This is a genomic window from Bacillus sp. ABR, from assembly GCF_056172715.1.
Map to the genome: position 1 here is coordinate 495,591 of NZ_JAOYSL010000001.1, position 19,465 is coordinate 515,055.

Genomic DNA, 19,465 nt, shown 5'->3' on the forward strand with positions numbered 1-19,465 from the left:
GTGTTCTTTTTTTGTCGAAAAAGGGTGTAAAATGAATGGTGTCATGCCGAAACTATAGAAGATAGGAGGGAAAGGATCATGAAATGGAAAGGAATGTTGATCGGAGGGTGTGCGCTTGTATGGCTGATGTTCATGTCTCAACCAGCGGTATCTGCTCAAACACCATCTCTTTTGGAGCAAGCGGAAAAGCTGATTGGAACACCTTATCATAAAGGAGGAACCGATCCAAAAACGGGCTTTGATGCATCTGGGTTTATTCAATATGTGTACAAGACATCCGAAACATTTGATTTGCCGCGGAAGGTAATTGACCAATATCAAATTGGAAAAAAGGTATCATGGGATAAAGCGCAGCCCGGTGACCTTGTGTATTTCCGAAGCCTTGAAGAAACGAAGGATATCCCAACACATGTGGCGTTGTACGCGGGGAACGATCAGGTCATTCACATCACGCTTAGTCAAGGTGTGGTGAAAACGGATGTCAGTAAAAGCAAATATTGGACTGATCGATTTTATGCGGTCAAACGCTTGCCCGGCACACAAGACATTTCTGACGACCCTCTTGTGAAAGATGCGATGACCTATTTGGGTATTCCTTATGTATTTGGAGGAACCGATCCAAAGACTGGATTCGATTGCTCAGGTTTTTTACAGTATTTATTTGAAAAATCACTTGGAATTTATTTACCTCGAAGTGCTGAACAGCAGTGGGCTGTTGGAGAAAAAGTGGCATTAGACGATATTCGCCCTGGAGATTTTGTCTTTTTTAGCAACACATATAAACCCGGAATTTCTCATGTAGGTATGTATATTGGAGGCGACCGCTTTATTCATGCGAGCCGTTCTGAAAGTGTGACAATTTCTTATTTGTCTGAATCGTATTGGCGCGAAAAATGGACAGGTGCGAAACGATTAACAGATCTGGAGCTTTCGAAAGAGGACCCTATCGTATCAAAAGCCGCTACGTATATTGGCGAAGTCCCTTATGTCAAAGGCGGTACGAACCCAAAACAAGGATTTGATACAGCAGGGTTCACACAGTACGTGTATCAAGAAGTGCTTGGCATTGAGCTGCCTCGCTATGCATCAGGTCAAGTCAAAGCAGGTACGCCTGTGAAACGTTCTGAGCTTCAGCCGGGAGATATTGTCTTCTTCAGCGGGACATCATTGATGCCGGCAATTTATGCAGGATCAAATCAAGTCATTCATGTGACTGTCTCAAACGGCGTTGTCTTAACCAATATGAAAACAAGTACGTACTGGAAGGACAAATATGAAACGGCTGTTAGAATCAAAAAATAAAGAAAAAGCCCGATCAATACTTGGATCGGACTTCTCTACTTCTCTCTAGGCGCTGATCAGACAAGCGTCTTTTTTTCATGGAATTGATTTTGTAAAAGAAGATCAATAAAATAAGCGACACCATCTTCATGATTCCCTTTTGTGATGTAAGTGCTCTTTTCTTTAATGACATCAACCGCATTCCCCATTGCAATGCGGTGGCCTGCTTCTTCGAACATAGAAAGGTCGTTTGGGCTGTCGCCAATTGCATAAATATGTGAGCGGTCTACACCATAATGGGCTGCGAGTTTTTTCAGGGCATGTCCTTTTCCAGACTCTTTTGGCAGCACCTCAATAATATGTTTTCCAGACGAGGTCAATGAAAGCTCGGGCATGTCTGCCAGAAGATTTCGTGCTTTAGTCAGTTTGTTCATATCAAACGAGAAGCAGAGTAATTTATAGGTCGGTTCATTCGACTCAAAAATCTGACGGATATCATCCACTGGTTTGATGCCAAATTGTTTAAATTGCGTCATGGCTCCCTCCCATAGATCAGCGAGATCCTCATTTGGGTTTGCGCTTTCGATCAGATCAAATTCTGCTTTCAGCTTCTCTTTTCCATCGTAAGGGGAGAGGAGAGCATCGTCTGTATAGACTTCAAAGTAAATGTTTCGTTCCACTAATGCCTTAGCAGCGCGCTTGCCCGCTTCTTGGTCCAATGTGATTCGGCTGAAGAGCTCGTATCCCTCTGTATGGACAGTCCCGCCGTTTGCCGCAATAATGGGGATGTCCAAATCGCCAAGCAGCTCCTTTACATCAAAAGTTGCCCGCCCTGTACAGATGGTCACAATATATCCAGCTTCCTTCGCACGAATCAATGCCTCTCGGTTTTGAGCGGATATTTCACTTTTTGTATTTAAAAGTGTACCGTCCAGATCAATCGCAATCATTTTTTTCATCGCTGTCAAATCCTCCTTCATTCATGCAATAGCCTCTTCAAAGTATGTACGATTTCCTTTATTCTCATAAAAAAAGGATGGTTGTTTCCTCACTATCAAGGCTAAACAAAAAAGAGCGAATGATCAAGGAAATAAGAAAAAGCGCCCCAAAGGGACGCTTCTATTTATGATAATTCAAGCTGCTTTTTCAATTCAGTCTTCACTTCGTTCAGCTGGTTTTGATCCAATTGGTAATAATAAACCCCGTTTGGCTGGTAATCAGATCCTTTAAGCTGGATGGTATCAACCGATTTCAATGAAGTCAGAAGCGGGAAAAGACCGACTAACTCCTTCATAGAAAGGGTGGTTGACACATTATCACCGAGTGTATCAATGATATTATCGTATGACGGAATAGATGTTAAAGATTTTGATTTATCAAAAATGGCTTTTAACACTTCCATTTGCCGCTGTCCACGCATTAAGTCACTATCTGCTTTTCTTGTTCTCACATATGCGAGTGCTTGATCCCCATCTAGTGTATGAGTTCCAGTTTGAAGCACAACCTTGCCTTTTGTATCTTTTTTAATCTGTTTCACAAGGTAATCATCCTTGATGTTAATAGACACACCGTTTAATTCATTGACGATTTCTTTAAATGCTACAAAATTACTTTGGATGACAAAATCGACCGGAATATCTAGTAAATCTTCAACTGTACTCACTGTTAAATCTGCACCGCCAAATGCGTGTGCGTGAGTAATTTTATCAAAACCGTGGCCTGGAATATTAACGTATGAGTCCCTAGGAATGCTTAATAATTTAACGGTTTTATTTGTGCGGTTAATGGTAGCCAACACCATTGCATCGCTTCGTGCTTGTTTCACTGTTTCGCCCGGTCTGCTGTCAATTCCAAGCAGCAAGACAGAAAAGCTGTCTTTTCCTGGATCGAATGCTTCAATCCGTTTCACAGATTGTGCGCCGCGATCAAGAGATACTTGAGCCTTTTTGGCAGCATTTGTTACTTTGTAGTAGGCGTAGCCAGTAACAGAAGCGGTCGTCAGTAAAAGAATACCAAATATAAAAAGAGTGACTTTCACCCATGGTTTTAAACGCTTTTTCCCTTTGCGTTTACTTCGTGATTGATCCATATATTTTAAACCCTCGCTATGATTTTATAGTAAAGATGTCCTTCTTTATGCTTACAAACTAAAACAAATATACCTTAAAACGGGATATAGTGCGACATTTTTTTCACTAACGCTTAATTGACGTATCCTTCTCGTAAAAAGTTTCAAAGATATACAAATGAAATATATTTGTCATAAAACATCGAAATGTTTGAAATGACAGGAAGTGAGGAAAATGATTTTTCATAGAGTACAGAGACAAAAGTGGGGTTATGAACATGAAAAATCGGAATGGATGGCTTTATTTCTTCGGCGCCCTTGGCGGTGCTTTATATGGCTATGATACAGGTGTCATCTCCGGCGCCATCTTATTTATGAAAGAGGATTTAGGTTTAAATGCGTTTACAGAGGGGCTTGTCGTCAGCTCGATTTTAATCGGGGCGATGCTCGGTTCCTCTCTTTCTGGAAAGCTGACAGACCAATTTGGGCGGAAAAAAGCCATCATCGCCGCAGCGATTTTGTTTATTATCGGCGGATTTGGTACAGCTCTTGCCCCGAATACGGAAGTGATGGTTTTATTCCGAATTGTACTAGGGCTCGCTGTCGGGTGCTCGACAACGATTGTTCCATTATATTTATCTGAACTTGCGCCAAAGGAATCACGGGGGGCACTATCCTCATTAAACCAACTCATGATCACATTTGGTATTCTTCTAGCCTATATTGTGAACTACGCTTTAGCGGATGCAGAGGCATGGCGCTTGATGCTTGGAATTGCGGTTGTTCCTTCTGTTCTTTTGTTATGTGGGATTTTGTTTATGCCGGAAAGTCCCCGCTGGCTGTTTGTCCACGGACAGGCTGATCGTGCGAAGGAGATATTATCTAATCTCAGAAAAAGTAAGCAAGAAGTGGAAGAAGAAATTTCGGATATTCAAAAGGCGGAAAGTGAAGAAAAAGGCGGTTTTAAGGAATTATTTGAGCCATGGGTACGCCCAGCATTGATTGCCGGTGTCGGCTTAGCCTTTCTGCAGCAGTTTATCGGTACAAATACGATCATCTACTATGCACCAAAAACATTCACAAGTGTTGGCTTTGGGAATTCTGCGGCGATTTTAGGAACTGTCGGAATTGGTGCAGTGAATGTCATCATGACGTTTGTTGCCATCAAAATCATTGACCGTGTAGGGAGGAAAGCGCTGCTCCTATTTGGGAATGCAGGAATGGTCCTTAGTTTAATTGTCCTGTCAGTGGTCAACCGATTTTTCGAAGGGTCAACAGCTGCAGGATGGACAACCGTTATTTGTTTAGGTCTCTTTATCGTCATCTTTGCTGTCAGCTGGGGGCCAGTCGTTTGGGTAATGCTTCCTGAGCTGTTCCCGGTACATGTCCGAGGAATCGGTACAGGCGTTTCAACTTTCCTTCTTCATACAGGAAATTTAATCATCTCGCTTACATTCCCAGCTTTATTAAGCGCGATTGGTATCAGTAATCTCTTCCTCATCTATGCGGTCATCGGTGTAGGCGCCTTCTTATTTGTGAGGTACTTAGTAACCGAAACGAAGGGGAAAAGTCTTGAAGAAATTGAAGAAGATTTAAAAAAGAGAAATCGTGCCGTCGCAGGTGACGAAGGGAAAACAGTGTGAACAATGACCAGCTGCCGTATGCAGCTGGTTTTTCTATGTTAAACAAACGTTTAATCAAGAAAGGACATTCCCTCATCTTCTGAACGTGCTTCCTATCACATACATATGGAACAGGCGGGCGAAAGGTGGAAATGAGATGAAAGGGAAAACAAGCATTGTCATGCTGACGTACAACGAACTGCATTTAACGAAAACATGTATCGAAAGCATTAAACAGCATACGATCAGCGACCAATATGAACTCATCATCGTTGATAATGCGTCAACTGACGGCACGAAGGAATATGTAAGAGAGCTGGATGATGTGATTTTCATTGATAATGAAAAGAATGAAGGCTTTGCAAAGGGATGTAATCAAGGGGCAAAAGAAGCTTCAGGAGACAGCATTCTCTTTTTAAATAATGACACGATCGTGACGGAAAATTGGCTTCCTCCATTAAAAGAGGCGCTATTCGCTTCAGAACGAATTGGGATGGTGGGACCCGTTTCTAATTATGTGAGCGGCCCTCAGATGGTCCAGCCGTCGTATACAGATGTAAAGGAGCTCCCAGCCTTTGCTAAGGAATATACGTCTAAGAGAAAAGGTCAGAGAACTTATGTGCACCGGCTTGTAGGGTTTTGCTTGCTCGTGAAAAGAAAGCTGATCGAGGATGTGGGGTTATTTGATGAGCGGTTCGTATATGGATCATTTGAGGATGACGATCTTTGCTTACGTTCATTACTGAAAGGATATCAGCTGCAAATTGTGCATGATTCCTTTGTGCATCATCATGGTCATGCTACCTTCAATGCCAATCAAGAAACGAACATCTCTACACTGTTTACTGAAAACAGACTTCGATTTTTAGATAAGTGGGGCATGGATCTAAATTTGATCACCCCTCATCCGTATTTTGCGGAATTACTCCCTGAGGACGCTGCATGTGTGCTGGATGTTGGGTGCGGCGCAGGGGCAACCGGGCTTGAATTGATGAACCGGCAGTCTGTAACCATGTACGGGGTAGAGGAGGATGCATTAAAAGCAGCGGTCGCAAAGGCGTATTACGAAGAAGTGATTGAGGCAAATGCGGATGAATACCCATGGTCAGAGAAAGAGGCCTTTTTTGATGCGGTCATTTTTTCAGATGTTTTAGAGCATGTGTCAGACCCTTGGCACATCATTGAGCAAGCACACGCATCTTTAAAGCCAGGCGGTGTCATCATTTGCTGCCTGCCTAACATGATGCATGCAGAGGTGCTTCTTCCTTTGATGACAGGGGACTTTACGTATCAAGATGTAGGAATTTTAGATCGAACCCATATGCGGTTCTTCACACCAAACACCATGCGTGCGCTTTTCCCAGACCAATTGTTTGAACGCGTGATCGAGCAGCGGGTCAATGTACAGATTGATCAAAACGTTCAATTGTTTTTTGATGAGGTGGCAAGAATAGGAGCATCACTTGGCTTTCAAACAAAATCGTTGTCTGATCAAGTGACTTTGTATCAGCTTCTCATTGTCGTACGTAAAAAAGGCGGCTCCCCATTGGGATAACCGCCTTTTGGCATTACCATTTAAAGCTTTTTGTTGCGCCTTCTGCACCAAAATTCAAGATGCTGACTTTGACATCGTAATCGATGTCTGCTTCTTGGAATAGCCTATCCCACTCGGTACCGTGCTGATCCCAATAGTCGGGATATTTCATACGGAACTGCTGGTTTAAAAATATGGGGTCAACGCCCACTTCTTTTTGCACATGATTTACTGCTTTTTGAATGCGTTCTTTAATTTTATGAGCAAAGAGCCGCTCAAATCGTTTGATGTACTGCTCATCGTATGAGTTTTCTGGAGGATATTGATCCTCTGATAATTTTCCGTTTGTTTGAACGTTAATTTTAAAGGAAACCTTTCCGTCTTTCAGATAGGGCTCGACCTTCGTTTTTGCTTTTTTTATTTCATACGTGATCGGATAACCTTTGTAGGTGGCAGGTACAACGCCGCCAGTGATACGGCCCATCACCCAGTTTAAAGATTGGACATCTTTTGCTGGAATAAAATCAATCAGTTTTCGCGTTTTCCCATTTATGATTCCTGCCCCATCATAAATAATTTCACTGTCGATCACATCTACACTTTGCACAAGGAAGCTAACGCCCATCTGAAAGTAATCAGACGCCCGGCCAATACGTGTTGCCGGTGCGATCTTTCCGTTAAAACTTCGGTTTTTGGATGTTTCAAAGATATGCTCAACCGGTACCTTCTGTTGAGACTTTAACTTTTGATTGATGACTTTTGACGCATCTCCTCGTGACACGAGGAGATAGCTGCTGCGCCGAACCTCATCATCTCGAATAAAATGATTAAGTGTTCCTTGAATATCGTGATGCTCTGCTTGATTTCTGCCAAACAAGAAGATTTTCAGGTGATCACTATAGATCGGCGGGTCCTTCAAGGCGACATTACTGACAGCCTCAAGCACATTTTTTCCCTTCGAGACGACATTTACATAGCCGGGAGAATCGGCTTCTTGTGTTCCGCCCGTTTTCGGTACAAGGTTTTGGTAGGTCAGCTTAACTCCATTCTCATCTTGTTCATCAATGCCAACACCGCGTACAAACGATAGTTTTTCAATATCCTTTAAGTCCCAGCAGCCTGCTGATAGAAGGAAAAGACAGCAGGAAAAAAAGAATAACAGTATACGCCTGCCTCTCATGTAGAACGACCTCCCCATTTTTTGCGTATCATCAGCAGGATAGCAGTAATAAAAGGAATGGCTAAAACCGCAAACAATGCGTAGCCGAGTAAAGTAGAGTAGTAAAAGACTTCATTGATATTTCTAGGGAAAAGTGAGAGTGCTGATGTAATCAAAAATAGCAGCCATAACAGTCTCGTTATATTGGTTGTTTTAAAAACGGTGAAGCAGCCTTTAATCGCAAACTGGAAAAAGCCCAGCATACAAATGAACTGCTGGCACGTCCAGATCGTCAGTAAGAAAATATCAAATCGTTCGATAAACACCCCTTCAAGTTCAAGCGCTTGTATAAGAGAAACCGTCGGCCAAGTGAGAGATTTCGTTTCACCAACGGTCATGGAGCCAATCACTATAAAGAGTGTGAGGGAATATACAAGAGAAGTAATCCCAACCCCGATCGCAGCCGCCCATTTTGCCTTAGACCATTTGTCTTTATAAATGAGCGGGACAACAAACAAAATGACTTCAAAGCCTGTAAATTGAATAAATGTTTGAGAGAACAGGTTACTAAAATCTTTAAAACCATGCGCCATCACAGGGCGCAAATAATCAAAATCAAATATTTTTAAACTAAACAGCATGAGCGCTATGTAAATGACCATGGTGATCGGATAAATATAGGTCACCATTTTGACGACTGGAAAGATACCGCTTTTCAAATGATAGATCGCCACGAGTAAAAAAATCATCACAATCACGGTCATGGGAGTCGATTGCAGCAGGAAAAACTGAACCACTTCCCCAAGGACACGTGCCTCAAAGCCGACAATGCCTAGTAAATAGGCGATCAGCATTAAATTAAAGATTGTGCCAAAGAATGCGCCCGCTCCTTTTGTATTTGACTCGAAAATGGTGTCTGGTGCATTCTTTTCGGCAATCCAGCCCAACAAAAAAGCAACGAAAGCAAAGATGACGCCCTGTATTAATACAATGATCCAGCCATCAGGGTATCCTGAATTGGCAGAACTGCGTGGAATGGTTAAAATTCCAGCGCCTATCATTGTAGAGCTGCAGAGGATGGTTACTTGTAACAATGATAGCCTTTCAGGTCTGTACATCGTTTAATCTCCTTGTCTTTTGAGATTTTTTATTTTTGCTGTTTTTGGTCTGGATTTAAATAGCCCGATTGGTAAACGAACGTACGTATCCTTTAAATCTGAAAACGGTGAAGACAATACTGGTGTGAAATAGTCGAAACCAAAGGTCTTTAACTGCATCAAGTGACAAAGCACAAATAAATAACACATGATTAAACCGTATAATCCAAACAAGGCTGAACTAAAAATGGCCATAAACCGCAAAATACGCAGTGGGAAACTGAAGTCATATGACGGTGCCGTGAAGTCAGCTAGTGCGGTCAGCGACACAATAATCACCATTAAGGCACTGACGATATTGGCTTGGACAGCTGCCTGACCAATAATAACCCCGCCAATGAGCCCAATTGTCTGTCCGATGGCTCTTGGAAGCCGTAGTCCAGCTTCCCGCAGCAGCTCTATCGTAAAAGACATGAGAATGGCTTCGACAACAGGAGGGAAGGGGACATTCTGCCGGCTGCCTGCGATGGTGAGTGCCATTCTTGTCGGTAATAAACCGGGATGATAAGAGACAAGTGCAATGTAAAGCCCGGGTAAAAAAATCGTGAGCAGTACGGCAATATAACGCAGTAAACGCAAAAGAGTCGCGCTTGTCCACCTCTGATAATAATCCTCTGGTGATTGCATCAAAGCTGTAAGTGTCATAGGTAAAATAAGGGCAAAAGGAGTCCCATCGAGCAAAATTGAGACTTTGCCTTCTAGCACAGATGCAATCACCCGGTCAGGACGTTCTGTGTTTTGAATCTGTGGGAAAATGGAGATGTGACTGTCCTCAATCAACTGTTCAATATAGCCAGTTTCAGGGATGTCATCCATTTTGATTTCGGCCATGCGTGATAGAACATCTTCTACTAGTTTAGGATCAGCGATATCACGAACATACACAAGGGCAGCGGATTTTTTATTGCGAGTACCGATACTCACCTTTTGAATCACAAGATTTGGGTCGTTTGCCCGTTCACGGAGTAAAGCCGTGTTTTTTTCAAGATTCTCAATAAATCCGATCCGCGGTCCTCTTACAAGAACTTCAGATTGCGGCTCTTCTACTTCCCTAAATTGAAAAAGATTTGTATGGAGTGCAAGTGCTTGATCCGCTCCATCTACAAATAAAATAGCCTTGCCGCTATATAACTGCTCGATGGCAAGGTTCATATCATCCAGCACATCACTTTGAATGCCAAAGAACGTTTTTGAAAGGGAGGAAAGTGTAGTAGAACCAACCTCAGTGATGTCCAGTTCCTTTTGCATTGGTGAAATGATTTGCTTAGAAAGCATCTCAAATTCTGTGAGTCCTTCAACGTACACGAGACATGCAGACATAGTGGAAGGACCAAATGAAAAAGAGTGGAACACGATATCATCACTTCTTCCGGCAAAGCTTTTGACACGCTTAATGACGGACGCTATATCTTGTTCAATGCGACTTTTCATAATACCTCACCCTCATCACATGTTTTTTATAGAGTGACTCGGAAGGTGGAGAATTATGCAAATAGAAAAAAGAGAATCCCCGAATAGGAATTCTCTCGTCTTATTATCTCGCAAGCCAGCCGCCATCAACAGCTAAAATGTGGCCGTTCATATAATCAGAAGCTGGTGAGCTAAGGAAAACAGCAGCACCGGCTAGATCCTCAGGTTTTCCCCAGCGCCCGGCAGGGATTCGTTTGAGAATCTCTTCATTTCGATTTTCATCGTCACGAATGGCTTGTGTGTTATTGGTCGCAATATACCCAGGCGCAATCGCATTCACTTGAATATGCTGGCTCGCCCATTCGTTGGCAAAAGCTTTCGTCAGCCCTGCGACAGCATGCTTGCTTGCTGTATAAGCGGGGACAAAGACGCCGCCTTGAAACGATAGAAGGGAGGCGATATTGACGATTTTCCCTTGCCCGTTTTTCAGCATCTGCTGTCCAACCTTTTGCGTGAGGAAAAAAAGACTGTTGATATTCACATCCATGACCGTATGCCAATCTTCCTCTGAATAGTGAGCCGCCTGCTCTCTTTTAATGGTTCCAGCATTATTGATTAGAATATCAATCGTGTGCTTCTTTAATATGGCGTCGACATCCTGCTTTGCAGACTGAGGGCTAGAAAAGTCAACTTGAACCGCATGAAATGATCGGCCTGCCTGTTCGACAAGTGCCTTTGTTTCTTCAAGCGGTGTGTGATGATATGTGCCGATGATATCTGCACCTGATTGGGCAAGCGCCACGGCAATACCTTGCCCAATACCGGTTCCAGGACCTGTTACAAGTGCTGTTTTTCCTTCAAGGGAAAAGAGGGACGCTGCATATGATGATGTCATCACCCTCGTTACCTCAGCTGATCCATTGGGACAAAGTCCATATCTTTGAACGTATAGTTTTCGCCCGCCATTGCCCAAATAAATGAATAATTCGCTGTACCTGAACCTGAATGAATGGACCAGGCAGGTGAAATGACTGCTTCCTCATTTGCCACAACAAGATGTCTTGTTTCAGATGGCTCCCCCATAAAATGAAAGACTCGTGCATCCTCTTCGATATCAAGATATAAATACACTTCCATCCGGCGATCGTGAATATGAGCAGGCATCGTGTTCCACGTGTTATTGGTTTCCAGCTGAGTGATTCCCATCATGAGCTGACAGCTTTGGATGCCGTCTGCATGGATGACTTGATACAGGTTTCGCACATTGGAAGCAGCTGCTTCCCCTAAGTGGTTTGGTGTTAATTCAGCGATGGCTGCTTTTTGCGTAGGGTACGCTCTATGAGCCGTGGCTGAAACTAGATAGAACTTGGCCTGCTCTCCTGATGAACTAGCAAACTGTACATCTTCGTGACCAAGACCAATATATAAGAAATCTTTATGCTCCAGCACAAAGGCCTCATCATCAACAGTGACTGTTCCTTGTCCGCCGACATTCACAATCCCGATTTCACGTCTTTCAAGAAAATACTCCGTTCGTAAAAAGTCCCCAGCATCTAGTGTGAGCGGCTCTGCTGCCGGCATGGCTCCGCCAATCACCACGCGATCCTCATGAGAGTAATAGAGCTTTAATTCACCACTGACAAATAGCGTAGGAATATGAAAATGACGACGAAGTTCCTCTGTTGTAAAACGTTTGACCTGTTCAGGATGTACAGCATAACGATTTTCCATTTGGATAAGCCTCCCTTTCCATCTGAAACAAATATTGATATTTATTTGGTATCGGTTTCAAGGAAAATTCTAGAGGAAAAAGAGAGCGCCGTCAACCGTTTATTTGAAATCGCTTTCTTTTTATCTGATTAGACGAATTTTTGCCATCATCATGCAAAAAAATCTTCTGAAATGCCATCAATTATGATATGCTCTTTTTAAGTTTATTTGAAATCGGTTTCGAACCAAATGAGAAGATCAATTGTGGGAGTTTTTTGAATGAAAGAGAAAAAGCAAACGAAAGTGACCATTAACGAAGTAGCAGCTTATGCAGGGGTCTCAAAATCAACTGTATCCAGATATATCAATGGCAGAACAAATGAAATTTCTTCAGAAAAGGTAAAAAAAATCAAGAAAGCCATTGAGGAACTCCATTATCGCCCGAGTCAGCTTGCTCAAGGACTAAAAGTCAGAAAAAGCAAGGTCATTGGGTTTATTGTAGCCGACATTACGAATCCATTCTCTGTGGCAACACTTCGCGGAGTTGAAGAGATTTGTGATGAATATGGATACAGTATCATGGTGTGCAACACAGATAATCGTCCAGAAAAAGAACGGGAAATGCTCCTTAAGCTGAATGCACATTATATTGAAGGGCTCATCATCAATACGACAGGACAGAACAATGACATTCTGGAGGAGTTTAAGAAAAACGGTGTGCCGATTGTTCTTGTGGACCGGAAGCTGCCTGAACTAAAAGTCGACACAGTGACCACGAACAACCGTGATATCACAATCCGGCTGCTTCAACAAATGTATGAGAAAGGCTATGATCACATCGCATTCTTTACTGAGCCTGTCGATGGAATCAGTCCTCGTGAAGAACGAAAGGAAGCATATGAACAGACAGCTTTGAGTAAACATAAGAAGCCAATCATTGCAGAAATTGATTTAAAGCAAAAGGAACAAATGCGCGAAGAGATTGTCCGTTTTCTACAATCAAACGAACAGAAAAAAGCGATTTTAGCTGGCAATGGATTACTCATGCTGAAGCTGATTAGTGAACTTGTAGAGCTTGGGATGAAGATTCCTGATGAGATCGGCATTGCAGGGTTTGATGATACAGAATGGTATAAGCTGATTGGACCTGGAATCACAACGGTTGCCCAGCCATCTCATGAAATGGGGAAAGCAGCCATGCAAAAAATCAAGACACGGCTTGAAGGGGATGAAAGTGCGCCCCAAACGATTCAGCTTGATGGTGAAATCATTGTAAGGAAATCTTTATAAATGATAGGCAGAGAAGAGTATACAGACGTGCATGCTCTCTCTTTTTCAACTGATTTGAAACCGGTACCGAGAAAGGGGAGAAATGAGTGAAAGCATTGGATGCGGTCACATTTGGGGAATCAATGGCGATGTTTTATGCAAAGGAAGTTGGGGAGCTTCATCAAGTGCATACATTCCAAAAGGCGCTTGCTGGTGCAGAAAGTAACGTGGCTGTCGGTTTGGCGAGGCTGGGCTTTCATGTGGGCTGGATGAGCAAAGTCGGAGCAGATTCACTTGGCACATTTATTTTAGAAGAGCTTCAAAAAGAAGGGGTCGATACAAGTGCAGTGCTCCGTTCAAATGATGGGTCTCAAACGGGCATCTTACTTAAATCAAAAGTGATCGATGGAGACCCTGACGTCACGTATTATCGGAAAGGCTCTGCTGCGAGCACAATGAGTCCAAGCGACTTTCCCGCCACCTATTTCAAACAGGCAGGCCACCTTCATATGACTGGTATTCCGCCTGCCCTATCCAGTGAAATGAGAGCGTTTTCTCTTCGTGCCCTTCAAGAAATGAAAGCAGCAGGCAAAACCATTTCATTTGATCCAAATCTTCGGCTTCAGCTATGGGAAGAGGAGGAGGACATGATTCAGACGGTGAATCAAATCGCCTCGCAAGTGGATTGGTTTTTTCCAGGGCTTGCAGAAGGGCAAAGGCTCACGGGTTGTCACGAGCCAGAAGAAATTGCAGATGTTTATTTGCAAAAAGGCGTCAAGCTAGTGGTCATTAAGCTAGGGGCAGAAGGTGCCTTTTATAAAAGTGCAGCCGGACAAGGAATGGTGAATGGATTTTATGTGCAGGATGTCGTAGATACAGTCGGAGCTGGTGATGGATTTGCAGTGGGGGTCATCAGCGGCTTACTTGACGGCTTATCAAATGAAAAATCCGTGACAAGAGGTAATGCGGTTGGGGCACTTGCAGTGATGTCTCCTGGCGATAAGGATGGACTGCCTACCCGGGAGGAGCTTCAAGCTTTTATGAAAGAAGCCAAACGATATCAAAGGCGGGATTATATGAAAGGGGATGAGAGATATGGGAAAGTCAGCAAGTTTGAGCGTTAAAAAGCAGCTCGCGTCTTGTAAGTTGATCGCGGTGGTGAGAGCGGGTAGTGAAAGAGAAGGCATTGAAAAGATTGAGCGTTTAAAGAAAAAAGGGGTCCGTGCTATTGAAGTGACGTATACCACGCCAAATGCTGAACGCATCATCGCATCCTTTCAGCAGGAGCAAGACCTCATTGTAGGAGCGGGAACGATTACGACACTGGAGCAGGCACAATCAGCTGTTGAGGCAGGCTCACAGTTTATCGTCAGTCCAGGATATCTTCCTATGATTGGAGAACATCTCTCATTTTACGACACACTCTATGTACCAGGGGTTCTCACCCCGAGTGAAATCATGCAGGCGAAAGCAGATGGCTACGGCTTGCTCAAGCTTTTCCCAAGCGGCTCCTTCGGTTTATCCTATATGAAAAACCTGCAAGGTCCATTTCCAGAGATTGAATTTATTCCTACGGGTGGCATTCATCCAGCTGATGTTCCGAAGTGGCTTCAAGCAGGCGCGGTGGCTGTCGGTGTCGGAAGTCAGCTTGAAAACAGTACAGCAGAGGAATTACAAGCCGTTCTTTCCTCATAAATACTTGTAACCGAACAAACAATTGGGTGTAGATGCCAGTTGTTTGTTCGGTTATCTGACATAACAGCAGATAACCATTCAACTCTTCACGTACAATGATCGGGAAGGAGTGATGGAAATGTATATTCTACAAGATGAACTTACGGATGGACGAATTGATCAGCTGATTACTGCACATATAGAAGAAATGAAGGTGCATTCGCCGCCAGAAAGCATTCACGCCCTTCCATTAACTGATTTAAAAAAACAAGATGTCACCGTGTGGAGTGTGCGAGATGGAGAGGAGCTTCTTGGCTGCGGAGCGTTAAAGGAGCTGTCAAGTGAACATGGGGAAATCAAATCGATGAGAACTGCAGCCCTCCATATGCGGAAAGGTGTAGCGAGGTATATGCTGAATCATCTTCTCCAAGAGGCAAAACGGCGCGGGTATACACGTGTCAGCTTAGAGACAGGGGCAATGGCTTTCTTTGAACCAGCAAGAAAACTATATGAAAGCGCTGGCTTTCAGTATTGTCCGCCTTTTGGTACATATCAAGAAGATCCAAACAGTTTATTTATGACAAAGGAATTATAGAGGTCGAGAGAGTATGCTTATAAGCAGCTCTTTTTTTATGCGGAAATAGTGAAAAGGAGGAGGATACGGTGAAATTATCTAAGTGGATCGGAATGAGCGCATTTCTCACATTTTGTGTGGTATCTGTCATCTTTTTAACGTTATTAGGTCAAGATTTATTTAAAATTGAAAGCGCTTCCGATAAAACAGCGTCAACGTATCAATACCATTTTGTCCTTGTACCGGAGGAACTTGATAACGAATATTGGCAGCTTGTACAAAAAGGAGCTGCTGATGCGGCAGACGTTCATCACGTGTATCTAGAATATTTGGGCCCTAAGCAAGCGGATGTCGACGATCATCTGAAAACCATCGATATGGCGATCGCTGGGCATGTTGATGGCATTATGACGCAGGGACTTGATGCGAAAAAATACAAACCGCTTTTTCAGAAGGCGAGGGAAAAAGGAATTGATGTCGTCACCATCGATACGGATGCAGAAGGGAGCAAACGTCAAGTGTATGTAGGAACGGACAATTACTATTCAGGCTTTATCGCAGGGCAGGCACTCATCGCAGATACAAAAGGTGAACAGTATGTAGGAATTGTCACAGGCAGGCTGGATGCCATTCATCAAAAGCTGCGCGTCAAAGGCTTTCGAGATGCCGTCTCCGCTGAAAAACGCATTCATATTGCTGGAATAGAAGAATCAGCCATTACGAAGTCAGGTGCCTCAGGTGCCGCTTATAAACTATTAAACGATCATGCGAAGCTCACCGCATTTTATGGCACAAGTGCATTAGATGGTGCAGGCATCATTCAAGCAATCGCACAGTATCAATCATCCACTGATTTTTATGTGCTTGCATTTGACACATTGCCTGATACGATTCAGGCGCTTGATGATGGAACGATTGATGCCGTGGTCGTGCAGCATCCTTATGAAATGGGCTATCAAGCGGTTGAATCGCTTGTTCGTTTGCAAAAAGGTGAAAAAGAAGAACCGCTTCAGTACACGGGAACGAGTGTGATCCGGCGCGGGGATCTGCCTCTTCAGCAAACAGACAGAAAGCAGGGGATGCAGCCATGAGAAAGATTCGAAGTAAGCTGTTATTGGCATTTTTAATCCTCGTGCTTCTTGGCAACGTAGCCGCTTTTTTTGTCTACTGGAGCAGTTCAAAAATCACATCAGAATATAGCAGGAGCTTCCGTTCTTTTCTGCTGCTCAATGATATATCGACAGAAGCGAAAACGATGTATGAAAAAGTCAATGCCTATGCCATTGAAAAGGATCGGAAGTTTGCCAAAGAATATCTTACGTCAAAACAGAAAATGAAATCCTACGATCAAGCGCTGCGAAAGGATGCCGGGCTTCATGCTGCGATTCCTTCTATTGAAAAATATCAATATATGATACGGACGCTCATCAATGAAAGTGATGCGACCATGACACATGTAAAAGAAGGGAAAATCGAAGAATATGCTGCAAGTGTGAAGGAAGTGAGAACCGTCTCCTCCTATATACAAGAGCAGACGATGACCCTGCTTGATGATGAATTATCTGAATATCAAGTACTCTATCAATCTCTTCAAAAAAGGCATCATACCTATGCGCTCTTTACCTTGTGCCTGTTTACGTTATCAATCGGGGTCGCATTATGGATGGCTTATATGATTGCTGGCGGGATATCAAGACCCATTGTTCATCTGTCCCGAAGCGTAAAAGAAGTATCAGAAGGAAATTTTGATGGAGCGAATTTGCTTGTCACCTCAAAGGATGAAATTTCTGTTTTAAATGAAGCCTTTCAGCGAATGCGGCAAGAGATGAAAATGATGATTGAAGAGATCAAACAAAAGGCAGCATTGGATCAAAAAATCAAAGACATGAAGCTAAAAACGCTGCAAAACCAAATGAACCCGCATTTTTTATTTAACACATTAAACATCGTTTCACGTATGGCTTACTTAGAATCAGCCGAAGCGACATCGAGGTTGATTCAATCCGTTTCCACGCTGATGCGGTATTCGCTGTCTGCTCTGAGTACATCCGTTACATTGGAACAAGAAGTGAAAGTGGTGAAAGAGTATTTTCATATACAAGAAACGAGATTTGCCGATCGTATTACGTGCAAAACGTCCATCGATGAATCGTGTTTATCTGTACATATCCCAAGTCTCACCTTACAGCCGCTTGTCGAAAATGCCTTCATTCATGGTGTCGAACCAAAGGAGGAAGAGGGACTTGTTGAGCTCTCAATCTATCAAGAAGGCGGCTATGTGATGATTCGGATTCGGGACAATGGGATGGGCATCAATGAATTGGAGAAAAGAAGATTGCTGTCAGAAAAAGAAGAGGAAGATCCGAACATCCTGAGTAAAGGTCACTCAACAGGAATTGGTCTTCGAAATGTGATGTCAAGACTGCGTTTGTTTTACGGGGTGCAAAATGCCCTTCAAATTGATTCAAAGCCAAACGAAGGCACCACCATACAATTGGCTATTCCGATGAAGGAGGGACCGGCATGCTGAACGTGCTGATTGTCGATGATGAAAAAATAGAACGACTAGCGATGCGGAAGTTCTTAACCGAATGGGTTCCAGAGTGCCATATAGCAGGAGAAGCGGAAAATGGAAAGAAGGCGGTTGAATTCGTGCGATCTGAGCCCATTCATCTTGTGCTCATGGATATCCAGATGCCTGGCATGGATGGACTGACGGCGATCAAACAGATCAAAGCAAGCAGTCCTCATACAAAATTCATTATGCTGACAGCCTATGATACATTCGATTACGCCAAGCAAGCGATGCAAGAAGGGGTGAAACAATACCTGGTCAAACCAGCTGATAAAGACGAAACCATCGCAGCCATTCGATTTGTAGCAGCGGAAATAAAGCAGGAGGCGTCTCAGCGGCAGGCGGCAGCGGCCGATCAGCAGTCAAAGTGGCTTGAAGCCCATATCATGAACGGTCAATCCTATACCTCCATGGAGTTTCAACAACTATTTTCCGAATATGAAGCAGGTCTTATCATCGCGGTGCAGCGGACGGGCGGGGATCAGCTGTTGAACGATTTACAGAAATCTGCACAATTTCATACGGTGAAGGTTCAGATGGGGGGTGAACTGTTTACATGCTTCATTTATAGTCAGCAAGGACCAGGTCAGCTTAAGGCAGAGGTGCTGCAAGCCATTCGAGCTGCCATGACAAACGGTCAGCCTTCAACTGTCGTTGGCATAGGGCACCCAGTCTCAAACCCGCTTCATCTTCAGAAAAGTGCAGCAGAGGCTAAGCTTTCCTATTATCAGCGAAAAAAGAGTGGCGGCGTTGTTCGTTATGGCTTTTACCAAACAGACATAAAGCTCGGTTCATTGATTCATCTGCCAGACCTTGCGGATAGCATGATGCAGGCGCTCGAGGAAGGGAGAAGAGAGGATGCGCTGGCTTTATTTGATGCTTTCCAATTAGAGGGGGCGACGATTTCACAAGTAAAGGAACTGCTGATTCTCTTCAAATCACGTCTCCGTACAGAACTATCAATATTGACAATCAGCACCGCAGCTGAATGCCGTCAGTGCTGTGAACACCTATTTGACGTGTACGAAGCGAGAACCCAGACCATCAATGACATTGAGCGGGCAAAACGTTACATCAAAACGCATTATTGTGAACAGATCACACTTGAGCAAACGGCCGCTTATGTTGATTTAAGTCCAACCTATTTCACAAAACGATTTAAAGACGAGACGGGTCTGACATTTAAAGAGTATGTGACAAACTGCCGGCTGGATAAAATCAAAAAGCTCCTCAAAGACAGCTCGCTTAGCTTAAAAGAAATTACCTATCAAGCAGGATATACAGATCCTAATTACGTCAGCCGTGTGTTTAAGAAGATGGTTGGCTGTTCACCGAAGGAATATCGAAAACAGGTCGTAAAAAAATGAAGAATTTCATAAAAAAGTGCAGAAGTTTGCCTGAAAAAAAGCAAGGATCTTCCATTATACTTATT

At 43.4% G+C, this 19,465-nt stretch carries 17 protein-coding genes; 10 read left to right on the plus strand and 7 right to left on the minus strand.

From position 1 onward, the window contains the following. Positions 1 to 78 precede the first annotated feature (78 nt). Positions 79 to 1,302 carry a C40 family peptidase gene (locus tag OIT90_RS02485; RefSeq protein WP_251181001.1) on the plus strand — a complete coding sequence of 408 codons (1,224 nt, stop codon included), beginning with the start codon at positions 79 to 81 and terminating at the stop codon, positions 1,300 to 1,302. Between the two features lie 56 nt (positions 1,303 to 1,358). Here the strand turns inward: OIT90_RS02485 and OIT90_RS02490 are convergent, their stop codons facing one another. Then, a complete protein-coding gene (locus OIT90_RS02490; RefSeq protein ID WP_404527621.1) occupies positions 1,359 to 2,240 on the minus strand; it encodes a Cof-type HAD-IIB family hydrolase in 882 nt (293 codons plus the stop codon). A gap of 164 nt (positions 2,241 to 2,404) precedes the next feature. Then, positions 2,405 to 3,370: an LCP family protein gene (locus OIT90_RS02495; RefSeq protein WP_058837502.1), complete on the minus strand. Its 966-nt coding sequence runs from the start codon at positions 3,368 to 3,370 to the stop codon at positions 2,405 to 2,407. Positions 3,371 to 3,627: 257 nt separating this feature from the next. Between OIT90_RS02495 and OIT90_RS02500 the strand changes: the two genes are divergently transcribed. Together OIT90_RS02500 and OIT90_RS02505 are read left to right on the plus strand one after the other, a co-directional pair. Continuing rightward, positions 3,628 to 4,992, plus strand: a complete 1,365-nt coding sequence (locus OIT90_RS02500; RefSeq protein ID WP_144467984.1) for a sugar porter family MFS transporter — start codon at positions 3,628 to 3,630, stop codon at positions 4,990 to 4,992. A gap of 136 nt (positions 4,993 to 5,128) precedes the next feature. Beyond that, entirely contained in the window at positions 5,129 to 6,526 is a 1,398-nt protein-coding gene (locus OIT90_RS02505; RefSeq protein ID WP_474892218.1) for a glycosyltransferase, read from the plus strand. Between the two features lie 13 nt (positions 6,527 to 6,539). Here OIT90_RS02505 and OIT90_RS02510 read toward each other — a convergent pair whose 3' ends face one another. The 5 genes from OIT90_RS02510 to kduI form a co-directional block, all read right to left on the minus strand. Then, positions 6,540 to 7,685, minus strand: a complete 1,146-nt coding sequence (locus OIT90_RS02510; protein ID WP_474892219.1) for a Ger(x)C family spore germination protein — start codon at positions 7,683 to 7,685, stop codon at positions 6,540 to 6,542. Further along, positions 7,682 to 8,782 carry a GerAB/ArcD/ProY family transporter gene (locus tag OIT90_RS02515; RefSeq protein WP_474892220.1) on the minus strand — a complete coding sequence of 367 codons (1,101 nt, stop codon included), beginning with the start codon at positions 8,780 to 8,782 and terminating at the stop codon, positions 7,682 to 7,684. The genes OIT90_RS02510 and OIT90_RS02515 overlap by 4 nt, the downstream gene beginning before the upstream one ends. Positions 8,783 to 8,785: 3 nt before the next feature. Continuing rightward, positions 8,786 to 10,252 (minus strand): spore germination protein, encoded by a 1,467-nt coding sequence (locus OIT90_RS02520; protein ID WP_212042538.1) that lies wholly within the window; start codon positions 10,250 to 10,252, stop codon positions 8,786 to 8,788. 103 nt (positions 10,253 to 10,355) lie between these two features. After that, a complete protein-coding gene (kduD, locus tag OIT90_RS02525; RefSeq protein ID WP_212042536.1) occupies positions 10,356 to 11,126 on the minus strand; it encodes a 2-dehydro-3-deoxy-D-gluconate 5-dehydrogenase KduD in 771 nt (256 codons plus the stop codon). An 8-nt stretch (positions 11,127 to 11,134) separates the two neighbouring features. Beyond that, positions 11,135 to 11,962, minus strand: coding sequence for a 5-dehydro-4-deoxy-D-glucuronate isomerase (gene kduI, locus OIT90_RS02530; RefSeq protein WP_260774931.1), 828 nt, complete (start codon positions 11,960 to 11,962; stop codon positions 11,135 to 11,137). 258 nt (positions 11,963 to 12,220) lie between these two features. Between kduI and OIT90_RS02535 the strand changes: the two genes are divergently transcribed. From OIT90_RS02535 to OIT90_RS02565, 7 genes are all read left to right on the plus strand, one after another. Further along, positions 12,221 to 13,231: a LacI family DNA-binding transcriptional regulator gene (locus OIT90_RS02535; RefSeq protein ID WP_039181927.1), complete on the plus strand. Its 1,011-nt coding sequence runs from the start codon at positions 12,221 to 12,223 to the stop codon at positions 13,229 to 13,231. A gap of 86 nt (positions 13,232 to 13,317) precedes the next feature. Next, a complete protein-coding gene (locus OIT90_RS02540) occupies positions 13,318 to 14,334 on the plus strand; it encodes a sugar kinase (protein ID WP_212042526.1) in 1,017 nt (338 codons plus the stop codon). Further along, positions 14,306 to 14,905: a bifunctional 4-hydroxy-2-oxoglutarate aldolase/2-dehydro-3-deoxy-phosphogluconate aldolase gene (locus OIT90_RS02545; RefSeq protein WP_474892221.1), complete on the plus strand. Its 600-nt coding sequence runs from the start codon at positions 14,306 to 14,308 to the stop codon at positions 14,903 to 14,905. Before OIT90_RS02540 ends, OIT90_RS02545 begins: the two co-directional genes overlap by 29 nt. A 118-nt stretch (positions 14,906 to 15,023) precedes the next feature. Beyond that, on the plus strand, positions 15,024 to 15,479 hold the full coding sequence (locus tag OIT90_RS02550) for a GNAT family N-acetyltransferase (protein ID WP_247543816.1): 456 nt from the start codon (positions 15,024 to 15,026) through the stop codon (positions 15,477 to 15,479). A gap of 68 nt (positions 15,480 to 15,547) precedes the next feature. Continuing rightward, positions 15,548 to 16,549, plus strand: a complete 1,002-nt coding sequence (locus OIT90_RS02555; RefSeq protein ID WP_474892222.1) for a sugar-binding protein — start codon at positions 15,548 to 15,550, stop codon at positions 16,547 to 16,549. Then, entirely contained in the window at positions 16,546 to 17,988 is a 1,443-nt protein-coding gene (locus OIT90_RS02560) for a sensor histidine kinase (protein WP_474892223.1), read from the plus strand. Before OIT90_RS02555 ends, OIT90_RS02560 begins: the two co-directional genes overlap by 4 nt. After that, positions 17,982 to 19,400 carry a response regulator gene (locus OIT90_RS02565; RefSeq protein ID WP_212042517.1) on the plus strand — a complete coding sequence of 473 codons (1,419 nt, stop codon included), beginning with the start codon at positions 17,982 to 17,984 and terminating at the stop codon, positions 19,398 to 19,400. The genes OIT90_RS02560 and OIT90_RS02565 overlap by 7 nt, the downstream gene beginning before the upstream one ends. Positions 19,401 to 19,465: the final 65 nt, after the last annotated feature.

Bases quoted from the DNA above. Each gene is read 5' to 3' on its own strand.
- OIT90_RS02485 (WP_251181001.1), top strand. From the start codon at position 79: ATGAAATGGAAAGGAATGTTGATCGGAGGGTGTGCGCTTGTATGGCTG.
- OIT90_RS02490 (WP_404527621.1), bottom strand. From the start codon at position 2,240: ATGAAAAAAATGATTGCGATTGATCTGGACGGTACACTTTTAAATACA.
- OIT90_RS02495 (WP_058837502.1), bottom strand. From the start codon at position 3,370: ATGGATCAATCACGAAGTAAACGCAAAGGGAAAAAGCGTTTAAAACCA.
- OIT90_RS02500 (WP_144467984.1), top strand. From the start codon at position 3,628: ATGAAAAATCGGAATGGATGGCTTTATTTCTTCGGCGCCCTTGGCGGT.
- OIT90_RS02505 (WP_474892218.1), top strand. From the start codon at position 5,129: ATGAAAGGGAAAACAAGCATTGTCATGCTGACGTACAACGAACTGCAT.
- OIT90_RS02510 (WP_474892219.1), bottom strand. From the start codon at position 7,685: ATGAGAGGCAGGCGTATACTGTTATTCTTTTTTTCCTGCTGTCTTTTC.
- OIT90_RS02515 (WP_474892220.1), bottom strand. From the start codon at position 8,782: ATGTACAGACCTGAAAGGCTATCATTGTTACAAGTAACCATCCTCTGC.
- OIT90_RS02520 (WP_212042538.1), bottom strand. From the start codon at position 10,252: ATGAAAAGTCGCATTGAACAAGATATAGCGTCCGTCATTAAGCGTGTC.
- kduD (WP_212042536.1), bottom strand. From the start codon at position 11,126: ATGACATCATCATATGCAGCGTCCCTCTTTTCCCTTGAAGGAAAAACA.
- kduI (WP_260774931.1), bottom strand. From the start codon at position 11,962: ATGGAAAATCGTTATGCTGTACATCCTGAACAGGTCAAACGTTTTACA.
- OIT90_RS02535 (WP_039181927.1), top strand. From the start codon at position 12,221: ATGAAAGAGAAAAAGCAAACGAAAGTGACCATTAACGAAGTAGCAGCT.
- OIT90_RS02545 (WP_474892221.1), top strand. From the start codon at position 14,306: ATGGGAAAGTCAGCAAGTTTGAGCGTTAAAAAGCAGCTCGCGTCTTGT.
- OIT90_RS02550 (WP_247543816.1), top strand. From the start codon at position 15,024: ATGTATATTCTACAAGATGAACTTACGGATGGACGAATTGATCAGCTG.
- OIT90_RS02560 (WP_474892223.1), top strand. From the start codon at position 16,546: ATGAGAAAGATTCGAAGTAAGCTGTTATTGGCATTTTTAATCCTCGTG.
- OIT90_RS02565 (WP_212042517.1), top strand. From the start codon at position 17,982: ATGCTGAACGTGCTGATTGTCGATGATGAAAAAATAGAACGACTAGCG.